This is a genomic window from Micromonospora sp. NPDC093277 (genome assembly GCF_044765245.1).
GTDB lineage: Bacteria > Actinomycetota > Actinomycetes > Mycobacteriales > Micromonosporaceae > Micromonospora.
Genome location: NZ_JBIWJO010000014.1, coordinates 116,075 through 139,857, shown reverse-complemented (window position 1 = coordinate 139,857; position 23,783 = coordinate 116,075). Strand labels below are relative to the sequence as shown.

Below are 23,783 nucleotides of genomic sequence, written 5' to 3'. Positions count from 1 at the left end.
GGCCTCCGCCACGGGTGGGCCTGGCCACCCGTGGCGGAGTTGTCACCTCACCCCGCGGGGAAGTAGGTGCCGTAGTCGGCATAGGCCATGGCGACGTCCGCCTGGGCCCAGAACCGGTGGTAGTTGAACGTCGGCGCGGCCCCACCCTTGAGGTACGCGTCGACCTTCGGCCAGTCCGGGTCGTTCTTGTAGAACGACCGGATGTCCAGGAAGCTCTTGCCCGCGGCGATGGCGTCGCCGTTGGGCATCTTGCCGGTCCACCCCGACGGGATGTAGAGGCCCTGGCCGTTGCTGGCGTTGTAGACGTCGTCGAAGCGGTTGTAGTCCTCCCGCGTCTCCGGCCGCGAGACGCCCTTGGTGTCGGCGGCGGCGGAGAGCGCGTCGAGCAGCCCCTTGGCGGTGGTCTTGGCCGCGGTGTTGCCGGACTTGGCCGCGTACGCGATCAGGGTCCGGGCGTAGGCCGCGGCGACGCCGACGTCCTGGCCGCCCTTGGTCACCGTGACGTGCAGGTTGGTGTTCGGCTGCGGGCTGGTCGGGTTCCAGTTGGCCGGCTGGCCGGTCCACTGCAGATCAGACGGAATCGACCAGTTGGTGCCGACCGTGGTGTTGGCGATGGCCCACGGCACCCACTTGTCCAGCAGCGCCTTGGCCTTGGCGTTGCCGGTCTGCAGGTACAGCTCGGCGATGCGCTGCATCGACCAGGCCTGCATGCCGAACCACTGGTTGGACGGCGGGTCCCGGTAGACCGGGGCGACGTCGTAGAACATGCCGTAGAAGGTGGCGGTGCCGGACGGCGGCTGGGAGTAGCTGCCCTCCCAGCTGTTGGTGGCGCCGCCGGCGATACCGCCCTCGGCGGACTGGAGCCAGGTGTAGAACTCCAGCTGCCGGTCGAAGCTCTTCTGCCAGTCGGAGACCGCGGTCGGCGACTGGGGCTTGAGCTCGGGGGTGTTGGTCATGGCCCAGGCCGCGAACGGGTTCTGGTAGCCGAAGTGGTTGTGGCTGGAGCCGATGCGCCACGACCAGTTCTGGCTGGTGTCGTTCGCGCCGCCCCAGGCGTAGTACCAGGAGAGCAGGTAGTGCGCCGAGTCGCGACCGGAGCCGGCCGGGCAGCTGGACGCGCCGACGCAGTTGCCGATCTTCTTGAAGTACTTGTCGAACAGCGAGTACCGCAGGTAGTCGCCCATCTTGGCGGCCTTGGCCACGGTCGCCGCGACGTCGGCCTGCTTGCCCTGCGCCTTGGCCCAGGTCAGCGCCCAGTACGCGGCCTGCACGGCGCGGGCGTCGGCGTCCGGGGCGTTGGTGTACTTCCACTGCTTGGCCGGGGCGTTGGACTCCTTGACGAACAGGTCGAGGTAGCCGTACTGGCCGCCGTGCTTGAAGGTGTCGCAGGTCGGCTGCGGCACGGTCTCCCACACCGACTCCTGCGGGCCCCGCTGGAAGGTGTTGATGTAGGCCGGGCGGGTGGTGCCGTCGCCGCAGCGGCCGTAGCCGTACTTGTTGTCGACGTCCAACAGCCAGTGCATGCCGTAGATGTCGCCGGTGCCGTAGGTGGACTGCAGCTCGGAGCGCAGCGGGTCCTGGCCGACGGGCACGTCGGGTTGCAGCTGGGACGGGTACTGGTTGGGCTGGGGGAATTCGGCGGCGTACTGGGCGGTGCCCGGGGCGCCGGCGGTGGGCTGGTCGGCGTGCGACGGGATGATGTACTTCTCCGTCACCGTCCAGGAGTTGTTGAACGGCGCCCAGTTCTGGGTGACGCGGCCGTACTGCGCCTCGAGCCAGATCCAGAAGCTGAACGCCTCCGAGGTGGTCTCGTGGCCGTAGTCGGGCGCCTCGACGATGAGCGTCTCGATCGAGTGGTAGGGCACGCCCTCGGGGCTGAAGTAGCCCGAGTTCTTGATCTTGTTGTACTGGTCGAGGAACTTCTGGATGTAGGTGTTGTCCCCGCCCGGCACGTCGTTGTCGATCTCGGTGACGGTGACCGTCACCGGGCTGTAGCCGGTGGCGGAGGCGGTGATGGTCGCGGTGCCGCTGACGGTGTCGGCGTCCTCCGCCGCCGCTACGGTGACGTTGACGCCGGTGTTCCAGTTGGACGGCGTCAGGGTCACCGTGGTGGGCGAGACGGTGATGTCGGAGTCACCGGTGCGGGTGAGGGTCACCGGCACGTTGGCGGTCGGTGCCGCGCTCAGCTTCAGGTTGAAGGTGGCGGTGCTGCCCTCGTTCACGCTCAGCGCGGACGGGGTGGCGACCAGGGCCGGCCCGGTGGCGGGATTGACCGTGAAGGACTTCTCCGCCACGGCGCTGGCGCCGAGGTTGTCGTACGCCTTGGCCTGCACCGTGTAGCTGCCGGCCGGCAGGCTGTCCAGGGTGTACGCGTACGGGGCGGTGGAGTCGGTGTTGACCAGCAGGCCGTTGCGGTAGAACTCGACCTTGCTGATCGTCCCGTCCGGGTCGTTGGCGGTCGCGGTCAGCGGCACGCTCGCCGGCGCCACGAAGGGCCCGGCCGGCACGTCGAGGGCGACCGTCGGCGGCTGGTTGGTGGAGGTGCCGTTGCAGGCGACCCCGTTGAGGGTGAACGAGCTGGGCTTCGGGTTGCTGCCGGAGTAGGCGCCGTTGAAGCCGATGTTGGTCGTGGCGCCGGTGCCGAGGCTGCCGTTCCACGACTCGTTGGTCGCGGTCACCTGGTTGCCGGACTGGCTCCACTTTGCCGACCAGCCCTGGGTGACGCGCTGGCTGCTGTTGGGGAAGGTGAACTTGAGCGTCCAGCTGCTGACCGGGTCGCCCAGGTTCTTGACGTCGATGTTGGCGGTGAAGCCGTCGCTCCAGTCGTTCGTCACGTACGTCACGTCGCACGCCGGGGCAGCCTGCGCGGCACCGGCCGGCAGGGCCACGCCGCCGATGGCGACGGCGGTGGCGGCGAACATCGCCATGCGGCGACGTCTGACCATGAGTCTCATGTGCGCGATGTCTCCTCGGACCGGGCCGGGACCGGTACGGCCCCGGCGGGGCGCCTCCACGCGTCGACAGGGCTGACACGGGGGGACGGAGGCGCCCGGGAAGGTGGTCGACCCGGTCGTGCCGGGGTCGCGGGCGCCGCACCGGGAGTCCCGGTTGCCCTCGGCGGCCCAATGCTCGCGCGTGCTGGCTCCGTGTCGTGCGTGGTTGGGAAATTTTGCCACGGGAGCGCTCCCACCACAACGGGCAGGCCACTTACCCACGTCCATGTTTCGATCTCGTTTAGGGGCTTTCACAATTCGGTGACGGGCGTTACAGTCGCTGCATCGCCGATGGGAGCGCTTCCATCGACCGAGATGCAAGTCCGAGATCGTCGGGAACCTCGCGTCCCCGGCGCACCAGCCCAGGAGGCTGACGACGGGCCAGCCCGGACACCGTCGTCAGCCATCACCCACCGGCATGGAGGGAGGTGGAACCAGAGCCACTCGCGTGGCCCGGCTCCCGCGCGACACGCACGACAGGACGCCAATTCCGACTCGTGCGTGTGTGCACCACTCGTGGGGACGGGGGTTGCCCTCCCCCGTCCCCACACACTAAACCCCCGTTGTTGGCGGGAAAAGAGGCCGACGGGACAGGCGCGACACGCCGCCCGGTCGGCCTCCTTTCGCTATTCTGCCCGCCCGCCGCTCAGCTTCGCGCCCCCGAGCGACACCCACCCACCTACCACAGCCGCCCGCTCCGACCCGGCTCGCAGCCTGTGCCGCGATCCGCCCACGGAAGGCGGCCGGCCACGCCTGGCCTATGCTGGGAGCGCTCCCGGCCCCCAGGGTGGCCAGTCACTCCGAGGAGAACCTCCATGTCGCTACTGACCCGACGGCGCCTGCTCCGCGACGCCGCCCTCTCCGCGACCGCTGCCGGCGCGGCCCGTGCCGGGCTCGCCGGCGCCGCCGTGGCCGGGACCGCCGCGTCCACCACCGCCCTCGTCGCCGGCTGTGACGCGGACCCCGACGAGGCGCCGCACGGATCGCTGCGCTTCCCGCCCGGCTTCCGCTGGGGTGCGGCCACCTCCGCGTACCAGATCGAAGGCGCGGCCAAGGAGGACGGTCGCGGGGCGTCCGTCTGGGACACCTTCAGCCACACCCCGGGACGCACGCGCAACGGCGACACCGGCGACGTGGCCGCCGACCACTACCACCGGTACGCCGAGGACCTCGACCTCATGCGCGACCTGGGGCTGGGCAGCTACCGGTTCTCCATCTCCTGGTCCCGCATCCAGGCCGACGGGTCCGGCCGGCCCAACCAGCGCGGCCTCGACTTCTACCGCCGCCTCGTCGACGGCCTGCACGAGCGCGACATCGCCCCGATGGCCACCCTGTTCCACTGGGACCTCCCCCAGGCCCTGCAGGACGCCGGCGGCTGGGAGAACCGGGACACCGCCGAACGCTTCGCCGAGTACGCCGACATCGTCTTCCGCGGCCTCGGCGACCAGGTGCCCGTCTGGCTGACCATCAACGAGCCCAAGACCGTCGTGCAGAACGGCTACATCTGGGGCCACCACGCCCCGGGCCAGCGGGACCCCGAGGCCGCGTACCTGGTCGCCCACCACCTCCAGCTCGCCCACGGCCTCGCCGTACAGGCGCTGCGCGCCACCGGCGCCAAGACCCGGATCGGACCCGCGCTCAACCTGCACCCCTGCTACCCCGCCGAAGACACCGCCGAGGCCACCACGGCGACCCGCCTCTACGACGGCTACGAGAACCGCCTCTACCTGGACTCGATCCTCAAGGGCGCCTACCCCGAGGACGTGCTGGCCGACCTGGGCCCGGACAGCCGCATGGTCCGCGGCATCCGCGACGGCGACCTGAAGATCATCTCGAGCCCGGTCGACCTGGTCGCCGTGCAGTACTACACGCCCATCTACGTCACGGCAGAGGGCGACACGGTCAGCAAGTGGCCCACCTCCGAGGCGAGCTGGCAGCAGATCTACCCCGAGGGGATGTACGACATCCTCACCCGGGTCACCCGCGACTACGGGCCGGTGCCGCTCACCATCACCGAGAACGGACTGCCCTGCCCGGACACCCTCACCGCGGACGGCACCGTCGACGACGCCGGCCGGATCGACTTCCTCCGCGACCACTTCGCCGCCGCCCACCGGGCGGTCAGCGACGGCGTGCCGCTGGAGAGCTACCACGTCTGGTCGCTGCTGGACAACTTCGAGTGGGCCGAAGGGTACGACCAGCGCTGGGGCCTGGTCTATGTGGACTACCCCACGCAGCGCCGGGTGCTCAAGCGCAGCGCCCACTGGTACCGCACCGTCATCCGCGACAACGGACTCTAGGTCGTCCGCGGCCCGGCCGGGGCACCGCACGCCGCCGGCCGGGCCGTCCCCGCTCAGCGGGGCAGCGCCTGCTGAAGCTCCGCCCGCAGCGCCGGGGTGAGCATCTCCCCCGCCTGCTTGGCCAGCCGCGCCATCTCGTAGCCGACCACACCGATGTCCGCGTCCGTGCCGGCCAGCGTCGCCAGGATCGACCCGTCCCGGATCTGCATCACCAGGAAGTAGCCGCGGCCCATCTCCACCACTGTCTGCTTCACCACGTCGCCGTCGAACATCTGCGCCGCGCCGGCGGTGATGCTCATCAGACCCGAGGTGATCGCGGCGAGCTTGTCCGCGTGGTCACGGGGCAGGTGCGCGGAGATCGCCACCAGCAGCCCGTCGGAGGACACCACCACCGCGTGCGCCACTCCCGGGACCCGCTCCGCGAACGCGTTCACCAGCCAGCTCAGGTCACGCGCCTCCTGGCTCAACGTCGTCGTCACTGTTGATCTCCCCCTTTCCTGGGTACGCCGGCAGACGGCATGATCGTCTCGGTGGTCTCCTCGGCCTCGGCCTGCCGCACCCCCCGATAGAAGCGGGAGAGCATGCCGCCCACCGCGTCCGGGTCCGGGTCGTGGCGAGGGGCCGGCACGTGCGGGCGGGCCGGCTGGGTGACCGCCGTGAGCTGGGCCATCGGCACCCGTACCGGAAGCCCCCGCTCGTTGGTTCCCGCCGTGACCGGCGTCGCGGCCGGCGTCGGGGTCACCCCACGCCCCGCCGACGACGGGCCCTGGCGGCTGAACCAGCCCCCGGCGGCGGGTGCCCCGGCCGACGACGACAGCACGTCCTCGGCCCGGACCGGCACCGGGCGGGCCGGCTGCGGCACGGCCGCCGCGGGTCCGACCGCCGAGCCCGCCGCCGCGGCCTCCGGCCGACGACCCGCCACCGGCAGCTCGATCCCCGCCGACGCTGGCGAGCGCCCCGCCACCGGCGGCCCCGCCGCGGGCGACGCGGCCAGCCGACCGGCCGCCGCCGCGGTGAGCCGACCGCCGACCGCCGGCCGGGACGCCGCGGTGACCGGCGGGGTCAGCAGCCGCGGCGAGACCGGCGGATCCAGCTCGACCGCCGGCGCCGCAGCCAGCAGCGCGGCGGGCAGCCGGACCCGGACCGCCAGGCCCTCCCGGCCACCCCGCAGCCGCACCTCGACCCCGTGCCGGGCGCCCAGGTGGCTGACCACGAACAGGCCCATCCGCTCGGACGCCGCCACGTCGGCCGCCGGCGGCTGGGCCAGCACCGCGTTCGCCTCCGCCAACGCGGCCGGGCTCATCCCGAGCCCCTGGTCGACGATCTCCACCAGGGCGCCCGTCCCGTCGGCGCCCGCCATGACCCGTACGACGGTGTCCGGCCGGGAGAAGGCGGTGGCGTTCTCCAGCAGCTCCGCGAACAGGTGCACCAGGTCGGCGACCGCATGCCCGACGACATGCACCTCACCGCCGGACTCGTGACGGACCCGCTGGTACTGCTCGATCTCGGCGCTGGCCGCGAGCAGCACCGCACCCAGGCCGACCGGCCGGTGCCACCGCCGGCTGGACTCCGTGCCGGCCAGCACCAGCAGGCTCTCGTCGTTACGCCGCATCCGGGCCGCGAGGTGGTCGAGGCGGAACAGGTTCTCCAGCTGTTCCGGGTCGCTCTCCTCACGTTCCAGCTCGTCGAGCAGCTCCAACTGCCGCTCGACCAGCACCTGGCTGCGCCTGGCCAGGTTGACGAACATGGCGTTGACGTTGCGCCGCATCAGCGCCTGCTCGACCGCGACGTCCACGGCGCTGCGGTGCACCGCCACGAACGCCTCCGCCAGCTCGCCGAGCTCGTCGCGCGCCCGGACCACCGCCGGCGGCACCTCGATCGTCCCCACCGGACGGTCCAGCACCCGCAGCCGGTCCAGGGTGTGCGGCAGGTCGACCTGCGCGATCCGCAACGCCTGGCCACGCAGCAGCCGGATCGAACGGGCAACGGAACGACCGACGAGCAGCGAGATCAGCACCGCGACCAGCAGCACCGCCACGATGCCGCCGACCACCAGCAGGGTGTCCCGCAGCTGCCGGGCACTGGCCTCGTCGGCCCGGCGCACGGCGTCGTCGAGCACCTCGACCTCCAGCTGGCGCAGCAGCTGATGCCGCTGCGCACTGGCCTCCCACCACTGCGAGGCGGGCAACAGCTGCGGCTCGCCGGTGACGCTGGGCAGCGTCCGCTCCTCCAGCGCCGCCGCCGACGCGAACGCCGGCACCCGCGAGATCTGGTCGTAGCGGGCAACCTGACCGGCGGTCGCCGCGACCCGGAACGCACCCAGCGCGGTGAGCTGCTGGGCCCGCAGGTCGGAGAGGGTGGCCTGGTCGTCGGGCTCGTACCGGCCGGCGCGGGCCGCCGCGTACAACTCGGCCCGGATCCGGGACGACAACTCCTTGACCCGCGACACCTGCACGTACCGCAGCACCGCGTCGGTGAGCGCCCGCTGACCGTCGCCGGGCGACGGCTCGGCCAGCAGGTCGAGCAGCGCGGCGATGGCCCGGTGGTAGTTGCTCAGGATGGTGTCGCCGCTGAGCACCGCCGGCGTAATCGCCGAACGAATGTGGACGACCTGGTCGTACGCCTCCAGAGCCTGCCCGTACCCGACCCGCCAGCCGGCGTTCGCGTCGGCGAGCGGCTCGGCCGCCGTACGCAGCTCGGCCACCGCCTCGTCGACGGCGGCCTGCAACGGCTTCAGCGCGGTGAGCGCCGCGTCGCGGTCGGCGCCGCCGCCCGCACGGCGCAACGCGGCCAACTCCCCGGCGGAACGGTCCCGCTCCTGCTGCAACCGGTCCACCACCGCGGTGATCTGCCGTCCGATGCCGACCTGCCCGGCGAACTCGCTCAACGCCGTGGTCTGCCCCACCAGCCCCCGGGCCTGCACCCCGGCCAGCACCAGGAACGCCACCGACGGGATGACCAGCACGGTGGCGAGCTTGGTGCTCATCCGCCAGTCCTGCGGCCGCAGGATCGAGCGCCGCCGGTGCGGCACCACCCGATCGCCGGAACGGCGCGGGCGCGAGCCCGCTACGCGAGCCGGGTCGGGACCTGCACCCACGCGAACGCCTCCTCGGTCCCTCGACTCCACCACGGTCGGTGGCGCAGTCCATCCAACCAGGCCGGTGGACGGTGTCAACGGGCCGACCGGTCCCGCGACCAGGAAGGTCAGCGCGGCCGGGCACCGCCTACCGTTTTTGGCGCGTCCGCCTCGTCCGTCCGGCCGATGCCTCCGACCTGCGCCGCGTCGCTGACCCGGCCCAGCGCCACCAACGCCGCACCCGTCGCGCCGACCTCCGGATTGTGCTGGTGGCGCACCAAGCGCGGAGCCAGGATGTCGGCGAACGCCGTACGCCACCAGGCGGACGCGGCGATCGCGCCGCCCCCGAGCACCACCTCCGTCGGGTGGTCCAGGCCGGACTCCAGCACCGCGAGGTCATCCGCCACCTGCCGGCACAGGCTGGTCATCAGCCCGGCGAGCAGGTCGACGGCGGTGGTGCCGAAGCTCAGCCCGTGCAGTTCGCCGCAGCCGGCGGGCGCCAGGCCGGGCGGGCGGTCACCGCCGAACCGGACGTTGGCCCGCACCCGCAGGCCCTCGGCCGCCCGGGCCAGGGCCGCCTCCAACTCGGCGCCCGCGGGCAGGCGCAGCTCCCGGTTGGCCCAGGCGAACAGGTTCCCGCCGCTGGAGTACGCGGCCCCGGTCACCACGTGCTCGTGGTCGACCCGGTAGCGCCACAGTCGATCGGGTAACGGCGGCAGCGCCGCCCCGGCGGCAGCCGCCCGCAGCAGGCGCACCGCGGCGGAGGTGCCGACGGTCACCGCGGCCCGGGACGGGTCGACGCAGCCGGAACCGACGTTGGAGGCGGCGCCGTCACCCACCGGGGCGGCCCAGCCGGCGTCGGCGAGCTGCGGCCAGCGCCGGGCGTGCTCACGGCGCAGCCGGCCGCGCCAGCGTGGTGGCGCCAACGCCGGCAGGTCCGCAGGGCGCACCCCGGCCAGCTCACACGCTTCGGCGTCCCAGTCCACCCGGCTCAGGTCGAGCAGCCCGGCGCCCGAGGCCATCGACACCGACATCGGCGCCTCGTCGAGCAGCGCACCGAAGACGTACTCGGCGAGCCCGACGAAACGAACCGGCCGCCCACCGGCCCGCTCCCGCAACCACGGCAGCCGGACCGTCCAGAAACAGCGGTGCCACCACGCCCCGGTGCGCTGGTGGAACTCGTCCGGATCGGCTGGACCCGAAGCCCCGACCGGCGGCTGCGGCCGGGTGTCCAGCCAGGTCAGCACCGGACCCAGCGGCTCACCGTCGCCGCCCAGCGGCAGCACCGAGTGCCACTGCGCCGATGTCGCGACCAGCTCGATGTCGCGCAGGTGGCCGCCGCCGGCCAGCTCGTCCAGGCACTCCATCAGGCAGGCGAGATAGCCGGCGGCGTCCAGGGTGCCGGTGCCGTCGTCGCCGGTGGCCGAATGCACCCGCCGACGGGCCAGCGCGCCGGCCCGCGGACCGGCGTCCGCGTCCAGCACAAGTCCCCGTACCGAGGAGGTGCCCAGGTCGAGCGCGAGAATGGCCATCGCCGTCAACCTACCCGCCAGGGGCGGCGCCGAAGCCAAGATCCGCGCCCGCCGGCCCACCCGGTACCGGCGATCAGGTTCCCCGCCGCCACCCCATCGCGTACAGTGATCGCCATGCCCGCGCACCTGTCCTGCTGGTGGCCCGCCGACCCGGCGGCCCACCCCCGCGCGTAGCTTCCCCACGCGGCCGCCCGACGAGGCGGCCGCCGGTCTCTCCCCCGGCACCCCGGGTCGCCCCGCCGGCGGCCACCGGCCCACCGAGGAGACCCGATGAACAGCCCGCACGACCCGCTCGCCGCCGTCGCCGCCGGCGGCGACCCCGGCCCGTTCGCGCTCATCCGCCGCGAGGGCGCCGGCCACCTCGACCTGCTCACCGGCACCGTACGCACCGCCGCACGGCTCGCCGACATCCCGCTGCCCGAGGACGGCCGCCCCGGACCGCGCACCCTGGCCCTGGTGCCGTTCCGGCAGATAGCCGAACGCGGATTCGCCTGCGTCGACGACGGCACACCGCTGGAGTGCCTGCTCGTCGAGGAGCACCGGCGTGTCCCCCTCGCCGAGGTGGTGGCCGCCCTGCCCGACGCGCCCGTACGCACCCGGGACGCGGCCTTCGACATCTCCGACACCGAGTACGCGGCGACCGTCGACCGGGTCCTCGCCGAGGAGATCGGCCGTGGCGAGGGCGCGAACTTCGTCATCCACCGCACCCTGCGGGCCACCGTGCACGGCGATCCCCTGACGGCGGCCCTGGCCGCCCTGCGCCGGCTGCTGCTGCGCGAGCGGGGCGCGTACTGGACCTTCGTCGTGCACACCGGCAACCGGATCCTGGTCGGGGCCAGCCCGGAACGGCACGTCAGCGTCGACGACGGGCTGGTCATGATGAACCCGATCAGCGGCACCTTCCGGCACACCGGCGCCACCCCCGACCGCGACGCCCTGCTGCGCTTCCTGCAGGACCCGAAGGAGGTCGAGGAGCTGTACATGGTCCTCGACGAGGAGCTGAAGATGATGGCCACCGTCGCCGAGCACGGCGGCCAGGTCGTCGGCCCCTACCTCAAGGAGATGGCGCACCTGGCACACACCGAGTACCTGCTCGCCGGACGCGGCTCCCGCGACGTACGGGAGGTGCTGCGCGAAACCATGTTCGCCCCCACCGTCACCGGCAGCCCGATGGAGAACGCCTGCCGGGTGATCGCCCGACACGAGCGCACCGGTCGCCGCTACTACGCCGGGGTCCTCGCCCTGCTCGGCCGCGACGGCGAGGGCCGGCAGACCCTCGACGCGCCGATCCTGATCCGTACCGCGGAACTGTCCCCCGCCGGCGAGCTGCGGGTCCCGGTCGGGGCGACCCTGGTCCGGCACTCCACCACCGCCGGAGAGGTGGCCGAGACCCACGCCAAGGCCGCCGGGGTCCTCGCGGCGCTCGGCCTCGGCCCGGACGCGCCCGAACCGGGCCCCACCCCCGCCACCCGACTTGCCGACGACCCCCAGGTACGCGCCGCGCTCACCGCCCGCAACGCGCCGCTGGCCCGGTTCTGGCTGGACCAACGCACCGCCGGCACCACCATGCTTTCCGGCCTGACCGGCCGCCGCGCGCTGATCGTCGACGGCGAGGACACCTTCACCGGGATGCTCGCCCACCAGCTCGGCGCCCTCGGCCTGGCCGTGACCCGCCGCGACTGGCGACACCCCGACCCGGTCGACGAGTACGACCTGGTGGTGGTCGGCCCCGGACCGGGCGACCCGAACAACCTGGCCGAGCCGAAGATGGCGAGGATGCGGGCGCTGCTGGTCGAGCTGCTGACCGGCGGCCGGCCCACCCTCGCGGTCTGCCTCGGCCACCAGTTGCTCGCCGGCCTGCTCGGCCTGCCGCTGCGCCGCCGCGACGCGCCGTACCAGGGCCTGCAACGCGACGTGGCGGTGTTCGGCGTGACCCGTCGGGTCGGCTTCTACTCAAGCTTCACCGCTCACGCCGAGGCCGACCGGATGGCCACCCCGTACGGCCCGGCGCAGCTGTCCCGGGACCCGGCCGACGGCGCGGTGCACGCGCTGCGCGGACCGGGCTTCGCCGGCGTGCAGTTCCACCCCGAGTCGGTGCTCAGCCCCGACGGACTGGCCGTGCTCGCCGACCTGCTCGGTCACCTGCTCGCCCATCCGGCGCTGACCGGACAGGGACCGGCCGAGCAGGAGTAGGCCCACCGGCCACCGGTGGTCGGGAGTTCCGCCCGACCACCGGTCGCCACCGGCCCGGCTCAGCTGCCGGCCAGGCCCTGCCGCAGCGCGGCACCGATCCGCACCGCCCGTTTCGCGGTCAGCGCGGTGGCCTCCAGAGCCAGATGGTCCGGGGCGATCTCCCCGTTGTTGCTGGTGTGCGACGCACCGTACGGGTTGCCGGCGACGAACTGGCTGGGTTCGGTGTAACCGGGGGTCACGACGATGCCACCCCAGTGGTAGACGACGGTGAACAGCGACAACAACGTCGCCTCCTGACCGCCGTGCGAGGTCGCCGTCGAGGTGAAAGCGCTGTAGACCTTGTCGGCCAGCGCGCCCTGGGCCCACAACGGTCCGGTGGTGTCGATGAACTGCTTGAGCTGCGCGGCGATCATGCCGTACCGGGTGGGGGAACCGAAGATCACCACATCGGCCCAGACCAGATCGTCCGGCTGGGCCTCCGGCACGCTCTGGGTCTCCAGGCGGTGCGCCTCCCAACCCGAGTTCGACCGGATCGCCTCGTCCGGGGCCAGCTCACGCACCTTGCGCAGGCGCACCTCGGCCCCGGCCTCCCCAGCCGCCTCACACGCCGCCTGCGCCATCTGGTACGTGATGCCGGTCGCGCTGTAATAGATCACCGCGACCTTGACCTGGCCAGCCATCAGACACGTCCTCCTCGGTTTCGGATCAGCTCCGACGACTACCCCCAGCCGGCCAGGACAAACGCCGCAGACCTGCGGCAAACGGGGGATCGCGCTCCGCCCGCAGCGCCGCTGGCGAGCGCGATCAGGTCCTTTTCACTCCTGCTCCTCCTATTCGTCCGACTTTCCCGGCATGCCGACCATCCCGGCGGGAATCCTCTCCACGACCCACGAGAGGAAGGACGAAACCATGCGACTGACCGAACAGCAGATCCACTCGCTGTACGGGCAGGCCGTCCAGGACCGCTCGGGTGCCACCATCGGCAGCGTGGCTCAGGTCTGGGCCGACGCCGCCGGCGAGCCCACCTGGGTCAGCGTGCAGACCGACGTCCCCGGCCGGCACGAGGCGATGGCCCCGCTGAACACCGCGCGGTTGCAAGAGGGCCGGGTCCGGATGCCGTACGACAAATCCACCATCCGCACCGCCCCGGGCGTGGACGGCGGCACCGACCAGCCGCTGGGTACGGACCAACTGGCCCAGCTCTACCGCCACTACCAGCTGTCCGAACCGGAACAGCCGCCGCGGACAACGGCCCCGCCGGAACTGATCCGCTCCGAGGAACATCTGCGGGTCGGCACCGAGAGCGAACCAGCCGGCACCGCACGGCTACGCAAGCGGGTGGTGACCGAGAACGTACACACCACCGTGCCCGTCGAGCACGACGAGGTGACCGTCGTCCGTGAGCCGATCACCGACCGCAACGACGTCCCGTCCGGCATCGGCGAGGACGATCGCGAACTGGTGCTGCACGCCGAACGCCCGGTGGCGGTCAAGGAGCGGGTCCCGGTCGAACGGGTCCGGCTGACCAGCCACGAGGTGGTCGAGCAACGGCCGGTCAACGCGCAGGTCCAGCGGGAGGAGATCGACACGGACGTGCCGGAACGGGCACGCCACACCGGCTGACCGACGGCATCCCGGGTGGGCGGGCGCACCGCCCACCCGGTCGCGTCCCGCGGAAACGTCGGCGGGCCCACCTATGCTGGCCGTCCACCACCGACGGGAGGCCGGCCGTGCCCGTACGGCTCACCAACGCCGAGGCGCTGGCACTACGAATGACCAGCCTGCTGTTGCGCCCACACCCGCACGTCAACCCCGACAGCGTGGCCGCCGTCGTCGAATGGTTCGGCGCCATGCAGGCCCAGGACGCGGCCAGCGGCCTGTGGTCGCTCGGCGTACGCCTGCCCGGACGCACCCAGGCCGACGTGCGGGCGGCGCTGGAACGGCGAGAAGCTCTGCGGACCTGGCCGATGCGCGGCACCATCCATCTGGTGCCGTCCCGCGACGCCCACTGGATGCTCTCGGTGACCGGCGTACGCGTCCTGGCCGCAGCCGCCACCACCCGCACCCAACTCGGACTCACCGAAGCCGACTCGGAACGAGCCGTCGACGTGCTCGGCGCCGCGCTGACCGGCGGCCGCCGCCTCACCCGCGCCCAGTGCCTGGCCGCGCTCAACGCCGCCGCCATCGACACCGCCGGACAGCGCGGCTACCACCTGCTCTCGTACGCCGCCCTCCGGGGCGTCATCTGCATCGCCCCCCACGTCGGCACCGAGCAGACGTTCGCCCTGCTCGACGAGTGGGCGCCCGACTCGCACCGCCCCGACCGGGACGAGGCGCTCGGCCTGCTCGCCCTGCGCTACGTACGCGGCCACGGTCCGGTCACCCGGCACGACCTTGCCCGCTGGACCGGCCTGACCGTCACCGACGCCACCCGCGGCATCGCGGCGGCCGGCGACGCCCTCGCCTCCGTGGAGGTCGACGGCACCGCGGCGGTGGTCGACGCCGCCCTGCTCGACGCAACCCCCGAACCCGTCGACGACGTGCACACTCTGCCCGGCTTCGACGAGTATCTGCTCGGCTTCAAGGACCGCACACCGATGCTCGACCCGGCGCACGCCGCGGCCGTCGTGCCCGGCGGCAACGGCGTCTTCCAGGCGACGGTGGTCCATGGTGGCCGGGTGGTGGGCACTTGGAAGCGGACCATCGGCAAGACCGGCGTCAAGGTGACCGTGCACCCATTGACCCCGTTCGACGCCGCGCTGCGTTCCCGCGTCGACTCGGCCCTCGCCGACTACGCCCGTTTTCTCGGCCTGCCGCTGCGTCTGTGACTGCGCGATGTTCACGCGCGGATTTTGGCGGCCACCGGCAGGTGGTCGCTGCCAGTGGCCCCGCGGCAGACCCGCGGACCGACCGGTGACAAATTCGTCGTACGGCTGTGCCAGCATCCCACGATGCGTCCACTGAGACTCGTCGAGACGACCCCTGGCAACTACTCCCTGCTGCTGGATGCGGGGTCCACTGCGGTGGACGAGGTGATCGAAAAACTGGGGCACGAACCCAACGGGTACTTCTGGGAGGGCGTCGCGCAACTGCTCGTCAGCACCGAGGCACCCACCCTGGAATCCCGCTTCGACTACGACCCCGAGGGCGGGATGTTCTGCGCCTACGGCACGGACCGATCGGCGTTGGAAGAGCTGGCCGCGCAGATGGCAACCGTCGCCAACGACCCCGATCGCATCCGCCAGTTGGTCGCGACCGCCACCGCCAACGGGTTCGAATTCGACGATTGAGCCAACGACGGCAGCACCGCCAAGCCCCGACGGGTGTCGAGTCGGCCGCAGGGGCGATTCAGTCGGTACGGCCGGGGTGGCCGGCGGCAGAAGATTCCCCCGCTGCCGCCGGCCCGGGACCGGCCGCCGTCCGTTGCCGCGTCGGACGGCCGGTCTGGTAGTCGCCGCGCGGCGACCACCGGATGAGGGTTGCTGTGTTGGGGATGCGGCCGATGGCCTGCATGCGTCGACCTCGCTTTGGCGCCCGTTGGCCGGGCCGAGGTGATGGTGGGGTGCGGGAGTTGCCGGAGCGGCGGCGTCGGGCTGGAGGGTCTGACGGCGTGGCCGGCGACGACGACGGCGGCGGCGGCGAGTGGAACGGCTTTGCCGGGCTGCGCGTCCACAGCGGATCTCCTGTCAGGGCGAGGCGGACGGGTCAGCTGTCGTGGTGCTGGTGGCCCTTGCTCGCGCAGTCGTCCCAGATGCGGGTCAGGTGCTGCGTCATGCGGACGGTGGCGGAATGGTCGGGGTGTTCACGTCGGTGGGTGGCGATGGTGTCGGCGAGGAGGGTGCGGGCGGGCTGGCAGTGGCCGAGGGCATGCAGGACGAGTGCGGTGGTGGCGTGGGCCGCGAGAGTCGGTTGGGCGTGTGGGCCGGCGGTGGCGGCGAGGTGTTCACCGAGCTGCCGGTAGAGGCCATACGCACGCTGGTGGTGCCCGGCGCGTCGGTGTGCGTTGGCGAGGAGGTGTAGGGCGTGGAGGCTGCGTGGGTGGGTGGGCCCGTGCAGGTGGGTGGTGCTGTGGTGGGCGTAGGTGGCCCAGCCGATGGCGTCGGTGGGGTGGCCGAGGCGGAGTTGCAGTTCGGCCAGGAGCGTGGCGGCTTCGGCGTGTACGGGGTGGGCGGGTGCGGTGGTGGGGTCGACGCCGGTGAGGCTGGCGTGGAGGAGTTGCCGGGCGCGTATCGGGTCGGTGGGGGCGAGGCTGCGGGCGGTGGTGACACGTTGTGCGCGTTCGATGGTGAGTTGGTCGCGGGCGGGGGCGGGGGTGGGTGTGGGGCGCCAGGTGAGGGTGATGTCGTCGGGGGTGGTGCCGATGGTGATGCGGGCGAGGATTCGGTGGGCGTGGATGGCGGCCAGGTGTGGGGATGCTGGTGCGCCGGTGGTGGGAAGGATCCGGGGTGCGTGTCGCAGGATCGTCCGTCCGATGACGTCGGCGAGGGCGGCTGCGGCGAGGGGTCGGGGCCGGCAGTCCTGCTGGCACTGGTAGCCCTCGTGTAGGTGGGTGTAGGGCATGGGTTGGTGGCAGGACCGGCAGTGCAGCAGTGCCGGCGGCAGGTGCACGTCCCACGAGGTGGCGGCGCCGGTTGCTCGCCTGGTCGGCTGGTGGACGGCTGGGGCGGTGGCTCTGGTGACCCATTTCTGGACCAGGCGTGGTTCGAGGTTCAGCTGACGGGCAACGCTCGTGACGGCGCCGTAGGCCTTGACGGTGCGGGCGTCGGCGACGCGTTGGACGACGGCGTCGATGAGCTCTGGTGGGTATCTGCTGGGGAAGGCCATGGTCCGCGTTGTCGGTCGGGGATGTGGGTGGTCGGTGGCCGGGTGGGAGTCACCGGTCGGCTCGGTCTGGGTGGCGAGGGCGCTGGGGCTAGGCATGGAAGTCCTGCCAGCGGTTGTCGACCGTGTGGGTGGGGTTGATCGGTATGTCGCCGCTGCTGGCGTGGGGAGGGTTGCGGCGCATGGGGTGCAGGGTCGGCCCGTCGGGCAGGGTGATCGCCGGTCGAGGTGTGTAGCCGTAGCGGGCAAGCAACTTCTGCCCGTCTGCGAGGGTGGTGGTCCAGGACGGCAGGTCGACGCGGTCGATGCGGTCGCGGTGGTGGGTCAGCAGCGCGGCGCCGTGACCGGCCTTTTGGGCGTTCGGGTGTACGGCGAAGAACGCCAGATCGTAATGGGGTTCGGTGGGCTGTCTCTGAGCCACGAGCCTGTGGAGCAGGTGGAACCTGTCCGCGTGGCTGCCGGCGACGTCGGTGAGGCGGGTGCGGTGGTTTGCTGGTGGTGGGATGGGTCGGTAGCGGTGGAAGCCGACGGTGGTGGCGGTGAGGTCGTCGGTGAGGTGGACGTCGCCGAAGAACATGGCGTGTTCCACCCAGATCAGCGCGACGTCGGCGAGGATCTGTCGGCGTTGCTGCGAGTCGGGTACCAGCCAGGCGGCGAGTGGGCTGGGAGCCGTGGCGTCGGCGATCAGCCCGGCGACCGTGTCCTTGTCCGTCCAGCGGGCAGCCCGGATACGAATGTTCGATTCCATGATTGGTTGGTGTTCCTGTCAGGCCGTCTATCGGTAGGCGGCGGTGGCGAGGTCGCCGACGGTCGCGTCGACGGCGGCGGTGATGTCGCGTACCGGGTGCAGGTGCTGGCCGGCGATTGTTTTCAGATGTGCGGTGAGGGTGGTGGTGTCGTCGGCGAGGTAGAGATGGTCGGTGAGGCCGAGGACGGCGACGAGTCCGGCGAGGGCGGCGGTGTGGTTGTCCGGCTGTTGGTATCGGGTGGCGAGGGATCGCACCCGGGCGCGGGCCACCACTGACCATTTGCTGTCCACGGGCAGATAGCTGTCGGCGCGTACAAGCCCGGCCAGGCGGCGGCGGCTGGCCTGTCGCAGGATCCCGGCGGCGACGAGGCCGGCGCGGGTGCGTTCGTACAGGTCGGTGGAGAAGCCGCGTACGAAGCCTTTCAGTGACGGCAGGGTGCGGGCGTAGCGGATCGAGGTGAGCGCGGTGTCGGCGATCAGGTCACCGACGGGCCGGTCGATGTGCGGGCGCACCCACCGTTCGTCGGCTGGGCGGGTGTCGTCGCCGAGGTCGATGCGTCCGGCCAGGTACAGGTCGATCAGCACCGCACCCGCCAGGCCGAGGGCCAGGGCCTGCCGGTGGATGTGCGGTTGGCCGGTGTCGTCGTTGTGGCCGAGCAGGAACAACTCGTCGCGCAGCGGCAGCGGGGGAAGCGGCGTGGCCATGACGGTTCTCCTCCCTCTACCGCAGCCCGGCGGTGTGCTGCCGCAACCGCGCATGCACACCCTGGTAGGCCGGGTCCGGTGCGGGAAGCAGTGCCTTGTCGACGGCGGCAAGGATCGTGTAGTTGGGGTCGCACACGTTGCCGATCGGCGCCCGCCCCACCTGCGAGATGAGCTGGTACGCGTCCAGGACCCCCATCCCCGTCAGGGACCCGACCCAGCCGACCATGTCGTGGTGGGCGATCCGGTAGGCGTCCTCCAAGGGTCGGGCGCAGCCGACCGACATGATCGACGTGTCGGTCTCCAGCCGAGGCCACACCGTCGACACACCCTTGATCACCTCAACGGTGAGGGTTGTGGTGGTCGCGATCTCCACCCCGACGCCGCAGGCCTCCCCCTCGCCTTGGCAGGCGTGACCGTCACCCAATGCGAACAGCGCCCCGTGCACGTTCACACCCAAATAGAGGGTGGTGCCGGCGCGCAGGCGTGGGGTGTCGAGGTTCCCGCCGTGGGTGTCGGGGACGATGGTGGAGCGGGCTTCGAAGCCGGCGGGGGCGACGCCGATGGTGCCGATCATCGGATCCAGCGGCAGGTTGATGGCGTGATTCGTTTCGGTGGCCTGGAACCGGACTGTGCCGGTGTGCCGGTCGATGCCGTACACCCACACCCGCTCCTCCAAGGGTGGCTGCAATGTCGCCGTGTGCGTGGTGGAGGTGAGGGCGCCGAAGTGCGGGAACGTTGCCGACACGCCCCAGTCGCGGGCGGGGGTGATGGTGGCGAGGTGGATGGCGAGGGTGTCGCCGGGTTCGGCGTCTTCGACGAAGAACGGCCCCGACACCGGGTTGAGGTAGGGCATGCGGCACATCTGCGACGGCAGATCCGCTGGCCCGCGTACGAGGCCGCCGAAGCAGTCTTCGGTGGCCACCTCCAGGACGTCGCCGGAGTGCAGGTGCGCGACTGGTAGCCGCCCGCCGAAGGTGTAGGCGAGTTCGTCCCGCACGGGACGGTAGGTGATCTTGTCCATGGCCCTCACACCCGCTCCACGTCACGCTGCTGCGCCTGCACCGGGGCGAGGCCGGAGAGGGTGGGTCGGCGGCCGGTCAGGTACAGGCCGGCGAGGACCATGACGCCGAGGCCCAGCCAGGCCAGGCCAAGACGCTGCGCGGCGATGTTGGCATTCACCACCACGTAGGCCAAGATCGCGAACCCGACTGCCGGCATGAGCAGGTGCGCCCACCAGTTCCCACTACGGCTTCGGACGAGGTGATGTACCACCACGGAGACGTGCAGCACGAGGAAGGCGACCATCGCCCCGAAGTTGATCAGCGAGGACAGCAGGGTGATTCCGTCGGAGCGGGTCGCCATGTACAGGCCGAGGGCGAGGGAGACGACGCCGGTAAGCAGGGTGGCGTTGATCGGCACGTTGCGGCGGATCGACACCCTCGCCAAGAACGCGGGCAGCTGCCGGTCGCGGGCCATCGCATAGAGCAGCCGGGAGGTGGCGACCTGGGCCACCATCGAGTTCGGCAACCCCCACGCGATCGCCGTCGCCACCGCACACAGCGTCGCCAGCCAGCCCCCGCCGGCCACCTTGGCGGCGTCGTAGAAGGCGGTGCCGTTCGGATCCCCTTCGGCCAGCAGCGCACCGGGGTTGGGGACGAGCATCGCGGCCAGCCAGGTCTGCGCGATGAACAACACCCCCGCAAGGACCAGCACCGCCGCCATCGCCCGGCCGATCTGCCGGGAACCACCCTTGGCCTCCTCGGCCAGCATGCTGATGCCGTCAAATCCCAGGAAGCTGAGCACGGCGATCGACACCGCACCCGCGACGACAGACCAGGTGAACGTGTCGGAGTTGTAGAACGCCTCCCAACCGAACCGGCCCTTCCCCGAGGCAACAGCCCAGGCGGCGATAGCGATGAAGACCGCCAAGACGATCAGCTCGCCGACCAACATGACCCGGGTGACCACGGCCGTCATGCGGATCCCGACCGAGTTCACGACCGTGTTGACCGCGACGAAGCCCAGCAGCCACAACCAGACCGGAACCGCGGGCACGGTCGCGTGCATCGCCACCGACGCCACCAGATACAACAACCCCGGCACCAGGATGTAGTCGAGAAGGATCACCCAACCGGCCAGGAACCCGACCGGCGGGCTGATGCCCCTCCCCGCATAGTTGTAAACGCTGCCCGACATCGGAAACGCCTTCACCATCTGCGCATACGAAAACGCCGTGAACACCAACGCCACGACGCCGATCGCATACGCCAGGGCCACCATCCCGCCGGAACCGGCGTACACACTGCCGAAGATCGCCATCGGCGCAATTGGGACCATGTACACCAAGCCGTAGGAGATCAAGTCCCGGAACCGCAACTGCCGGGCGAGTTCCTGGCGGTAGCCGTAGCGGATCAAGTCATCTGAGGTCGTCATCAGAACTCCTCGCGGGGTGAGGGGTTGTCAGAGCGAACGCGGTGGCGCGCCTGCCGCACGGTCGAACAGGAATAAGTTGACGGCAGCAGGTAATGGCGGTGCCTCCGTAGCCACCGATGCATCCATCGGGTGACTGACTCCGGACCGGGAGTAATCCGGCGCAGAAAGCATGCCAAGGGCAAATGCATCAATGGATTCCCAGCGTTGGCGAGATTTTCCCCCACCCGCACACCGGCCGTGGCCTGCATATATGTTGATCGTTAGGCAGGAAACTACCCACGCGGGCACCTGAGGCCCCCCAACATCCGTACCGCTTCCGGCGATGCTGGCGTTACCGTTCGACGGGGACCGCGTGTAAGGGGGTTGCCGCGATGGCAAGGACAACCGGCAACAAGGCGCAGCGTGAGCACGTGCGTCAGACGCTGGCCAGCTTCGGAGCAACTCCGGCAGCTATCGCGGCTGAATTGCAGCGACGGTTCGGACTGCGACCTCGGGATGCTTTCCGACAGGCTCATGGGTGGACGCAGGAGGCGGTAGCGGAGCGACTGAACGTCGACGGGAACGGTTCAGCGACGTTCACCGGGGCACGGATCAGCGACTACGAGCGATGGCCGTTCGGCGGCCGGCGTCCCACTCTGGCTGTTTTCAACGCGCTGGCCCAGGTCTTCGGGACCGAGCCCTGCTGCCTGGTCGACTTGGACGACCTCGCCGCGATGCCCGATGCGGATCGCAGGATTCTTGGCAGCGCGGATACGGGTCCGCTGTCTGGTAGAGCAGCAGCAGCCCAGCCAGCCCTGCCCAGTAACACCATGCCAGAGCCTCTGCGGTGGGACCCCGGAGCGCTGGTGGACGAGACGGAGTTGGTGATAATGGTCGCGGAACGTACGGCCAGTTTTGGCGCGTGGGCACAGGCCTCTAACGTCGGGACCTTCGCCCTCGACGATATCGCTGCCTCCACTCGTAGGATCGCCCTCGACTATCTGACAGAGGCGCCGGTGGTGGTCTACGCCCGTGCAGGGTTACTCGCCGACCGCGTATTTCGGCTACTCCAAACCGGCCGGCAGAACCCCGACCAAGCACGGGAGCTCTACACCTGGGCTGGATATCTCTGCGCGCTGCTCGCGTGGATGGCCGGCGACCTCGGACACCCCGCCGCAGCGGAATCTCAGGCACGCACGGCGTGGATGTGCGCCGAGATGGTCCAGGACAACGCTCTTCGGGCCTGGGTCCTGTCCACAGTCAGCAAGATCCACCTGTGGGAGCGACGCTACGAGGAAGCCGCGGACGCTGCCGTACGCGGCTTCGGCCACGCCGCCGAAGGAACCGCAGCGGTCATGCTGGCCTGCCAGGAAGCGGACGCATGGGCGGAGATCGGTGCCGCAGAGCCCGCCAGGGAAGCTTTGCGCCGGGCCGAGGAAGCTCGCCAGGGCGCTGGCGGCGATACGGTGGGCGGCCTCCTCGCCTGCGGCGTTGTACGGCAGCACAACTACGCCGGGGCGGTGCTGCTACGCATTGGTGAGGCCGCGAGTGCTATCGAACACGCGAACAACGCTCTCGCGGAAGCCGCAGCGGATCCCTCAGTCGCCTACGGCACGCTCGCCCAGATCCGCATCTGGGCCGCCTCGGCACACCTCAACACCAACAGCCTCGATGGCGCGGTCTCGATCCTCTCACCCGTCCTCGCCCTGCCACCCGAACAGCGACTCGATCCAGTAGTTCATCGCTTACGCGACGTGGGACGAGCCATCGCCAGCAACCCGACGCTACGCACGAGCGCCGAAGCGCGCAGTCTCCAAGCAGCGATCACCGAGTTCTGCGCCACTGGCGCCGCCCGCCAACTTCCCTAACAACCTGGAGCGACCATGGCAGTCCCACACGCCACCACCATCCGCAACCACTGGTACTGGCGGCCCGGCTGGGGCATCGGCTCCCGCTTCTACACCTGGCACATCACCTTCGACGGACAACCAGAGGTCGAGCACCTCGCCGACCGATACCGGTCACTGCTCTCCCAGCAGCCAAGCCTCGACGTCATTCCGAACCAGTGGCTCCACCTCACCATGCAAGGCATCGGCTTCGTTCAAGACGTTGCCACCGACGACGCAGACGCCATCGTGGCCGCCGCCCGGGCCCGCTGCGCCCAGCTCACGCCCTTCAATCTCACCATCGGCGCCCCCCACGTCGACCCCGAATCCATTCAAATCGCCGTCGACCCAATCGAACCGGTACGCCAACTCCGTAACGCAATCCGCGCCGCCATCGCGGACGTCTGGGGACACGACCGAGTGCCCGAACCTGCGGAGCCGTACAACCCCCACCTCAGCCTCGCCTACACCAACACCGACGGACCCGCCGCTCCACTGGTCGAAGTCCTGTCATCCGCATCAGACCTGAGCGCAAACGCCGAGATCGACTCCTGCCAACTCATCGTCCTCAACCGCGACCAAGGCATGTACGTGTGGGAGCCCTACGCCACCGTGATGCTCGGGTCCTGACCTAACGACTCCAGTTTCTGGCTTCCAGCATCTTCCTGCACTGCTGCGGTGTGCTGCGGTGGGGCCTCGCAAGGTGACCACGGCAAGAGGCGGACAGCGCAGGGCACGACCCTTGTGAGAGCCTGTCGCGATGTCGCGCGCCCGCCTGGCGCTAACCGCCGGGGTTCTCCTGCTCGTCGCCTCCTGCATGCTGCCGTGCCTGCCGTTCCTGGATCTGTCCGGGGTCTCGATGCCCTACCAGGACCCGACCCCCGAGATGCTGGAGAAACAAGCCGCCGACGTCGCTGCAGCCGAGCACAGACTCACCGTGCACACAGCCATCGCCGGTGCACTTGCCCTCATCGGCCTGGCAGCCTTCTCCTACGCCTGGAAGCACAGACGGTCCCGCAAGACCGACCACGAATTCTAGAACAAACATCCATGCCCGTCGACGCAATCAGCAAGAGAGGCACCTTCTTCCGAGGGCGCCTCAGCCGCTTATTCATGG

The 23,783-nt window shown here is 70.9% G+C and carries 18 protein-coding genes; 8 read left to right on the top strand and 10 right to left on the bottom strand.

Annotated elements, in window-relative coordinates; genetic code table 11:
* Positions 1–47: 47 nt before the first annotated feature.
* The gene (locus ACIRG9_RS26700) at positions 48–2,945 is read right to left on the bottom strand and encodes a glycoside hydrolase family 48 protein (RefSeq protein ID WP_402861574.1); all 2,898 of its coding nucleotides are present in this window, start codon (positions 2,943–2,945) and stop codon (positions 48–50) included.
* A gap of 863 nt (positions 2,946–3,808) precedes the next feature.
* Between ACIRG9_RS26700 and ACIRG9_RS26695 the strand changes: the two genes are divergently transcribed.
* Positions 3,809–5,293, top strand: a complete 1,485-nt coding sequence (locus tag ACIRG9_RS26695; protein WP_402861437.1) for a GH1 family beta-glucosidase — start codon at positions 3,809–3,811, stop codon at positions 5,291–5,293.
* A gap of 53 nt (positions 5,294–5,346) precedes the next feature.
* Here ACIRG9_RS26695 and ACIRG9_RS26690 read toward each other — a convergent pair whose 3' ends face one another.
* The 3 genes from ACIRG9_RS26690 to ACIRG9_RS26680 form a co-directional block, all read right to left on the bottom strand.
* Positions 5,347–5,760, bottom strand: a complete 414-nt coding sequence (locus ACIRG9_RS26690) for a roadblock/LC7 domain-containing protein (RefSeq protein WP_402861572.1) — start codon at positions 5,758–5,760, stop codon at positions 5,347–5,349.
* Positions 5,761–5,768: 8 nt separating this feature from the next.
* Positions 5,769–8,279 carry a nitrate- and nitrite sensing domain-containing protein gene (locus ACIRG9_RS26685; RefSeq protein ID WP_402861434.1) on the bottom strand — a complete coding sequence of 837 codons (2,511 nt, stop codon included), beginning with the start codon at positions 8,277–8,279 and terminating at the stop codon, positions 5,769–5,771.
* Between the two features lie 218 nt (positions 8,280–8,497).
* Positions 8,498–9,901: an FGGY family carbohydrate kinase gene (locus ACIRG9_RS26680; RefSeq protein ID WP_402861431.1), complete on the bottom strand. Its 1,404-nt coding sequence runs from the start codon at positions 9,899–9,901 to the stop codon at positions 8,498–8,500.
* Between the two features lie 270 nt (positions 9,902–10,171).
* Here ACIRG9_RS26680 and ACIRG9_RS26675 point away from each other — a divergent pair, with 270 nt between their 5' ends.
* Positions 10,172–12,094: a chorismate-binding protein gene (locus tag ACIRG9_RS26675; RefSeq protein ID WP_402861428.1), complete on the top strand. Its 1,923-nt coding sequence runs from the start codon at positions 10,172–10,174 to the stop codon at positions 12,092–12,094.
* Positions 12,095–12,153: 59 nt separating this feature from the next.
* On the opposite strand, the gene wrbA is transcribed toward ACIRG9_RS26675, so the two are convergent.
* Positions 12,154–12,774: an NAD(P)H:quinone oxidoreductase gene (gene wrbA / locus ACIRG9_RS26670; protein WP_402861425.1), complete on the bottom strand. Its 621-nt coding sequence runs from the start codon at positions 12,772–12,774 to the stop codon at positions 12,154–12,156.
* Positions 12,775–13,003: 229 nt separating this feature from the next.
* Between wrbA and ACIRG9_RS26665 the strand changes: the two genes are divergently transcribed.
* From ACIRG9_RS26665 to ACIRG9_RS26655, 3 genes are all read left to right on the top strand, one after another.
* On the top strand, positions 13,004–13,717 hold the full coding sequence (locus tag ACIRG9_RS26665; protein WP_402861422.1) for a YsnF/AvaK domain-containing protein: 714 nt from the start codon (positions 13,004–13,006) through the stop codon (positions 13,715–13,717).
* Positions 13,718–13,824: 107 nt separating this feature from the next.
* A complete protein-coding gene (locus ACIRG9_RS26660; RefSeq protein ID WP_402861419.1) occupies positions 13,825–14,922 on the top strand; it encodes a winged helix DNA-binding domain-containing protein in 1,098 nt (365 codons plus the stop codon).
* 123 nt (positions 14,923–15,045) lie between these two features.
* Complete coding sequence (locus tag ACIRG9_RS26655; protein ID WP_402861416.1) at positions 15,046–15,384, top strand: Imm51 family immunity protein; 339 nt, start codon at positions 15,046–15,048, stop codon at positions 15,382–15,384.
* 415 nt (positions 15,385–15,799) lie between these two features.
* Here the strand turns inward: ACIRG9_RS26655 and ACIRG9_RS26650 are convergent, their stop codons facing one another.
* The 5 genes from ACIRG9_RS26650 to ACIRG9_RS26630 are packed head-to-tail and all read right to left on the bottom strand — an operon-like array spanning position 15,800 to position 20,801.
* On the bottom strand, positions 15,800–17,014 hold the full coding sequence (locus ACIRG9_RS26650) for a hypothetical protein (protein ID WP_402861413.1): 1,215 nt from the start codon (positions 17,012–17,014) through the stop codon (positions 15,800–15,802).
* Positions 17,007–17,663, bottom strand: a complete 657-nt coding sequence (locus ACIRG9_RS26645) for an N-acetyltransferase (protein ID WP_402861410.1) — start codon at positions 17,661–17,663, stop codon at positions 17,007–17,009. Before ACIRG9_RS26645 ends, ACIRG9_RS26650 begins: the two co-directional genes overlap by 8 nt.
* Before the next feature lie 27 nt (positions 17,664–17,690).
* Entirely contained in the window at positions 17,691–18,368 is a 678-nt protein-coding gene (locus ACIRG9_RS26640) for a GPP34 family phosphoprotein (RefSeq protein ID WP_402861407.1), read from the bottom strand.
* A gap of 16 nt (positions 18,369–18,384) precedes the next feature.
* Complete coding sequence (locus ACIRG9_RS26635) at positions 18,385–19,389, bottom strand: acetamidase/formamidase family protein (protein WP_402861569.1); 1,005 nt, start codon at positions 19,387–19,389, stop codon at positions 18,385–18,387.
* Positions 19,390–19,394: 5 nt separating this feature from the next.
* Positions 19,395–20,801, bottom strand: coding sequence for an APC family permease (locus ACIRG9_RS26630; protein WP_402861404.1), 1,407 nt, complete (start codon positions 20,799–20,801; stop codon positions 19,395–19,397).
* Positions 20,802–21,172: 371 nt separating this feature from the next.
* Between ACIRG9_RS26630 and ACIRG9_RS26625 the strand changes: the two genes are divergently transcribed.
* From ACIRG9_RS26625 to ACIRG9_RS26615, 3 genes are all read left to right on the top strand, one after another.
* Positions 21,173–22,648: a helix-turn-helix domain-containing protein gene (locus ACIRG9_RS26625; protein ID WP_402861401.1), complete on the top strand. Its 1,476-nt coding sequence runs from the start codon at positions 21,173–21,175 to the stop codon at positions 22,646–22,648.
* Positions 22,649–22,663: 15 nt separating this feature from the next.
* Complete coding sequence (locus tag ACIRG9_RS26620) at positions 22,664–23,296, top strand: 2'-5' RNA ligase family protein (protein WP_402861398.1); 633 nt, start codon at positions 22,664–22,666, stop codon at positions 23,294–23,296.
* Positions 23,297–23,426: 130 nt separating this feature from the next.
* Entirely contained in the window at positions 23,427–23,705 is a 279-nt protein-coding gene (locus ACIRG9_RS26615; RefSeq protein ID WP_402861396.1) for a hypothetical protein, read from the top strand.
* The last annotated feature ends 78 nt before the right edge of the window (positions 23,706–23,783 follow it).

Bases quoted from the DNA above. Each gene is read 5' to 3' on its own strand.
- ACIRG9_RS26700 (WP_402861574.1), bottom strand. From the start codon at position 2,945: ATGGTCAGACGTCGCCGCATGGCGATGTTCGCCGCCACCGCCGTCGCC.
- ACIRG9_RS26695 (WP_402861437.1), top strand. From the start codon at position 3,809: ATGTCGCTACTGACCCGACGGCGCCTGCTCCGCGACGCCGCCCTCTCC.
- ACIRG9_RS26685 (WP_402861434.1), bottom strand. From the start codon at position 8,279: ATGAGCACCAAGCTCGCCACCGTGCTGGTCATCCCGTCGGTGGCGTTC.
- ACIRG9_RS26680 (WP_402861431.1), bottom strand. From the start codon at position 9,901: ATGGCCATTCTCGCGCTCGACCTGGGCACCTCCTCGGTACGGGGACTT.
- ACIRG9_RS26675 (WP_402861428.1), top strand. From the start codon at position 10,172: ATGAACAGCCCGCACGACCCGCTCGCCGCCGTCGCCGCCGGCGGCGAC.
- wrbA (WP_402861425.1), bottom strand. From the start codon at position 12,774: ATGGCTGGCCAGGTCAAGGTCGCGGTGATCTATTACAGCGCGACCGGC.
- ACIRG9_RS26665 (WP_402861422.1), top strand. From the start codon at position 13,004: ATGCGACTGACCGAACAGCAGATCCACTCGCTGTACGGGCAGGCCGTC.
- ACIRG9_RS26655 (WP_402861416.1), top strand. From the start codon at position 15,046: ATGCGTCCACTGAGACTCGTCGAGACGACCCCTGGCAACTACTCCCTG.
- ACIRG9_RS26650 (WP_402861413.1), bottom strand. From the start codon at position 17,014: ATGCCTAGCCCCAGCGCCCTCGCCACCCAGACCGAGCCGACCGGTGAC.
- ACIRG9_RS26645 (WP_402861410.1), bottom strand. From the start codon at position 17,663: ATGGAATCGAACATTCGTATCCGGGCTGCCCGCTGGACGGACAAGGAC.
- ACIRG9_RS26640 (WP_402861407.1), bottom strand. From the start codon at position 18,368: ATGGCCACGCCGCTTCCCCCGCTGCCGCTGCGCGACGAGTTGTTCCTG.
- ACIRG9_RS26635 (WP_402861569.1), bottom strand. From the start codon at position 19,389: ATGGACAAGATCACCTACCGTCCCGTGCGGGACGAACTCGCCTACACC.
- ACIRG9_RS26630 (WP_402861404.1), bottom strand. From the start codon at position 20,801: ATGACGACCTCAGATGACTTGATCCGCTACGGCTACCGCCAGGAACTC.
- ACIRG9_RS26625 (WP_402861401.1), top strand. From the start codon at position 21,173: ATGGCAAGGACAACCGGCAACAAGGCGCAGCGTGAGCACGTGCGTCAG.
- ACIRG9_RS26620 (WP_402861398.1), top strand. From the start codon at position 22,664: ATGGCAGTCCCACACGCCACCACCATCCGCAACCACTGGTACTGGCGG.
- ACIRG9_RS26615 (WP_402861396.1), top strand. From the start codon at position 23,427: ATGTCGCGCGCCCGCCTGGCGCTAACCGCCGGGGTTCTCCTGCTCGTC.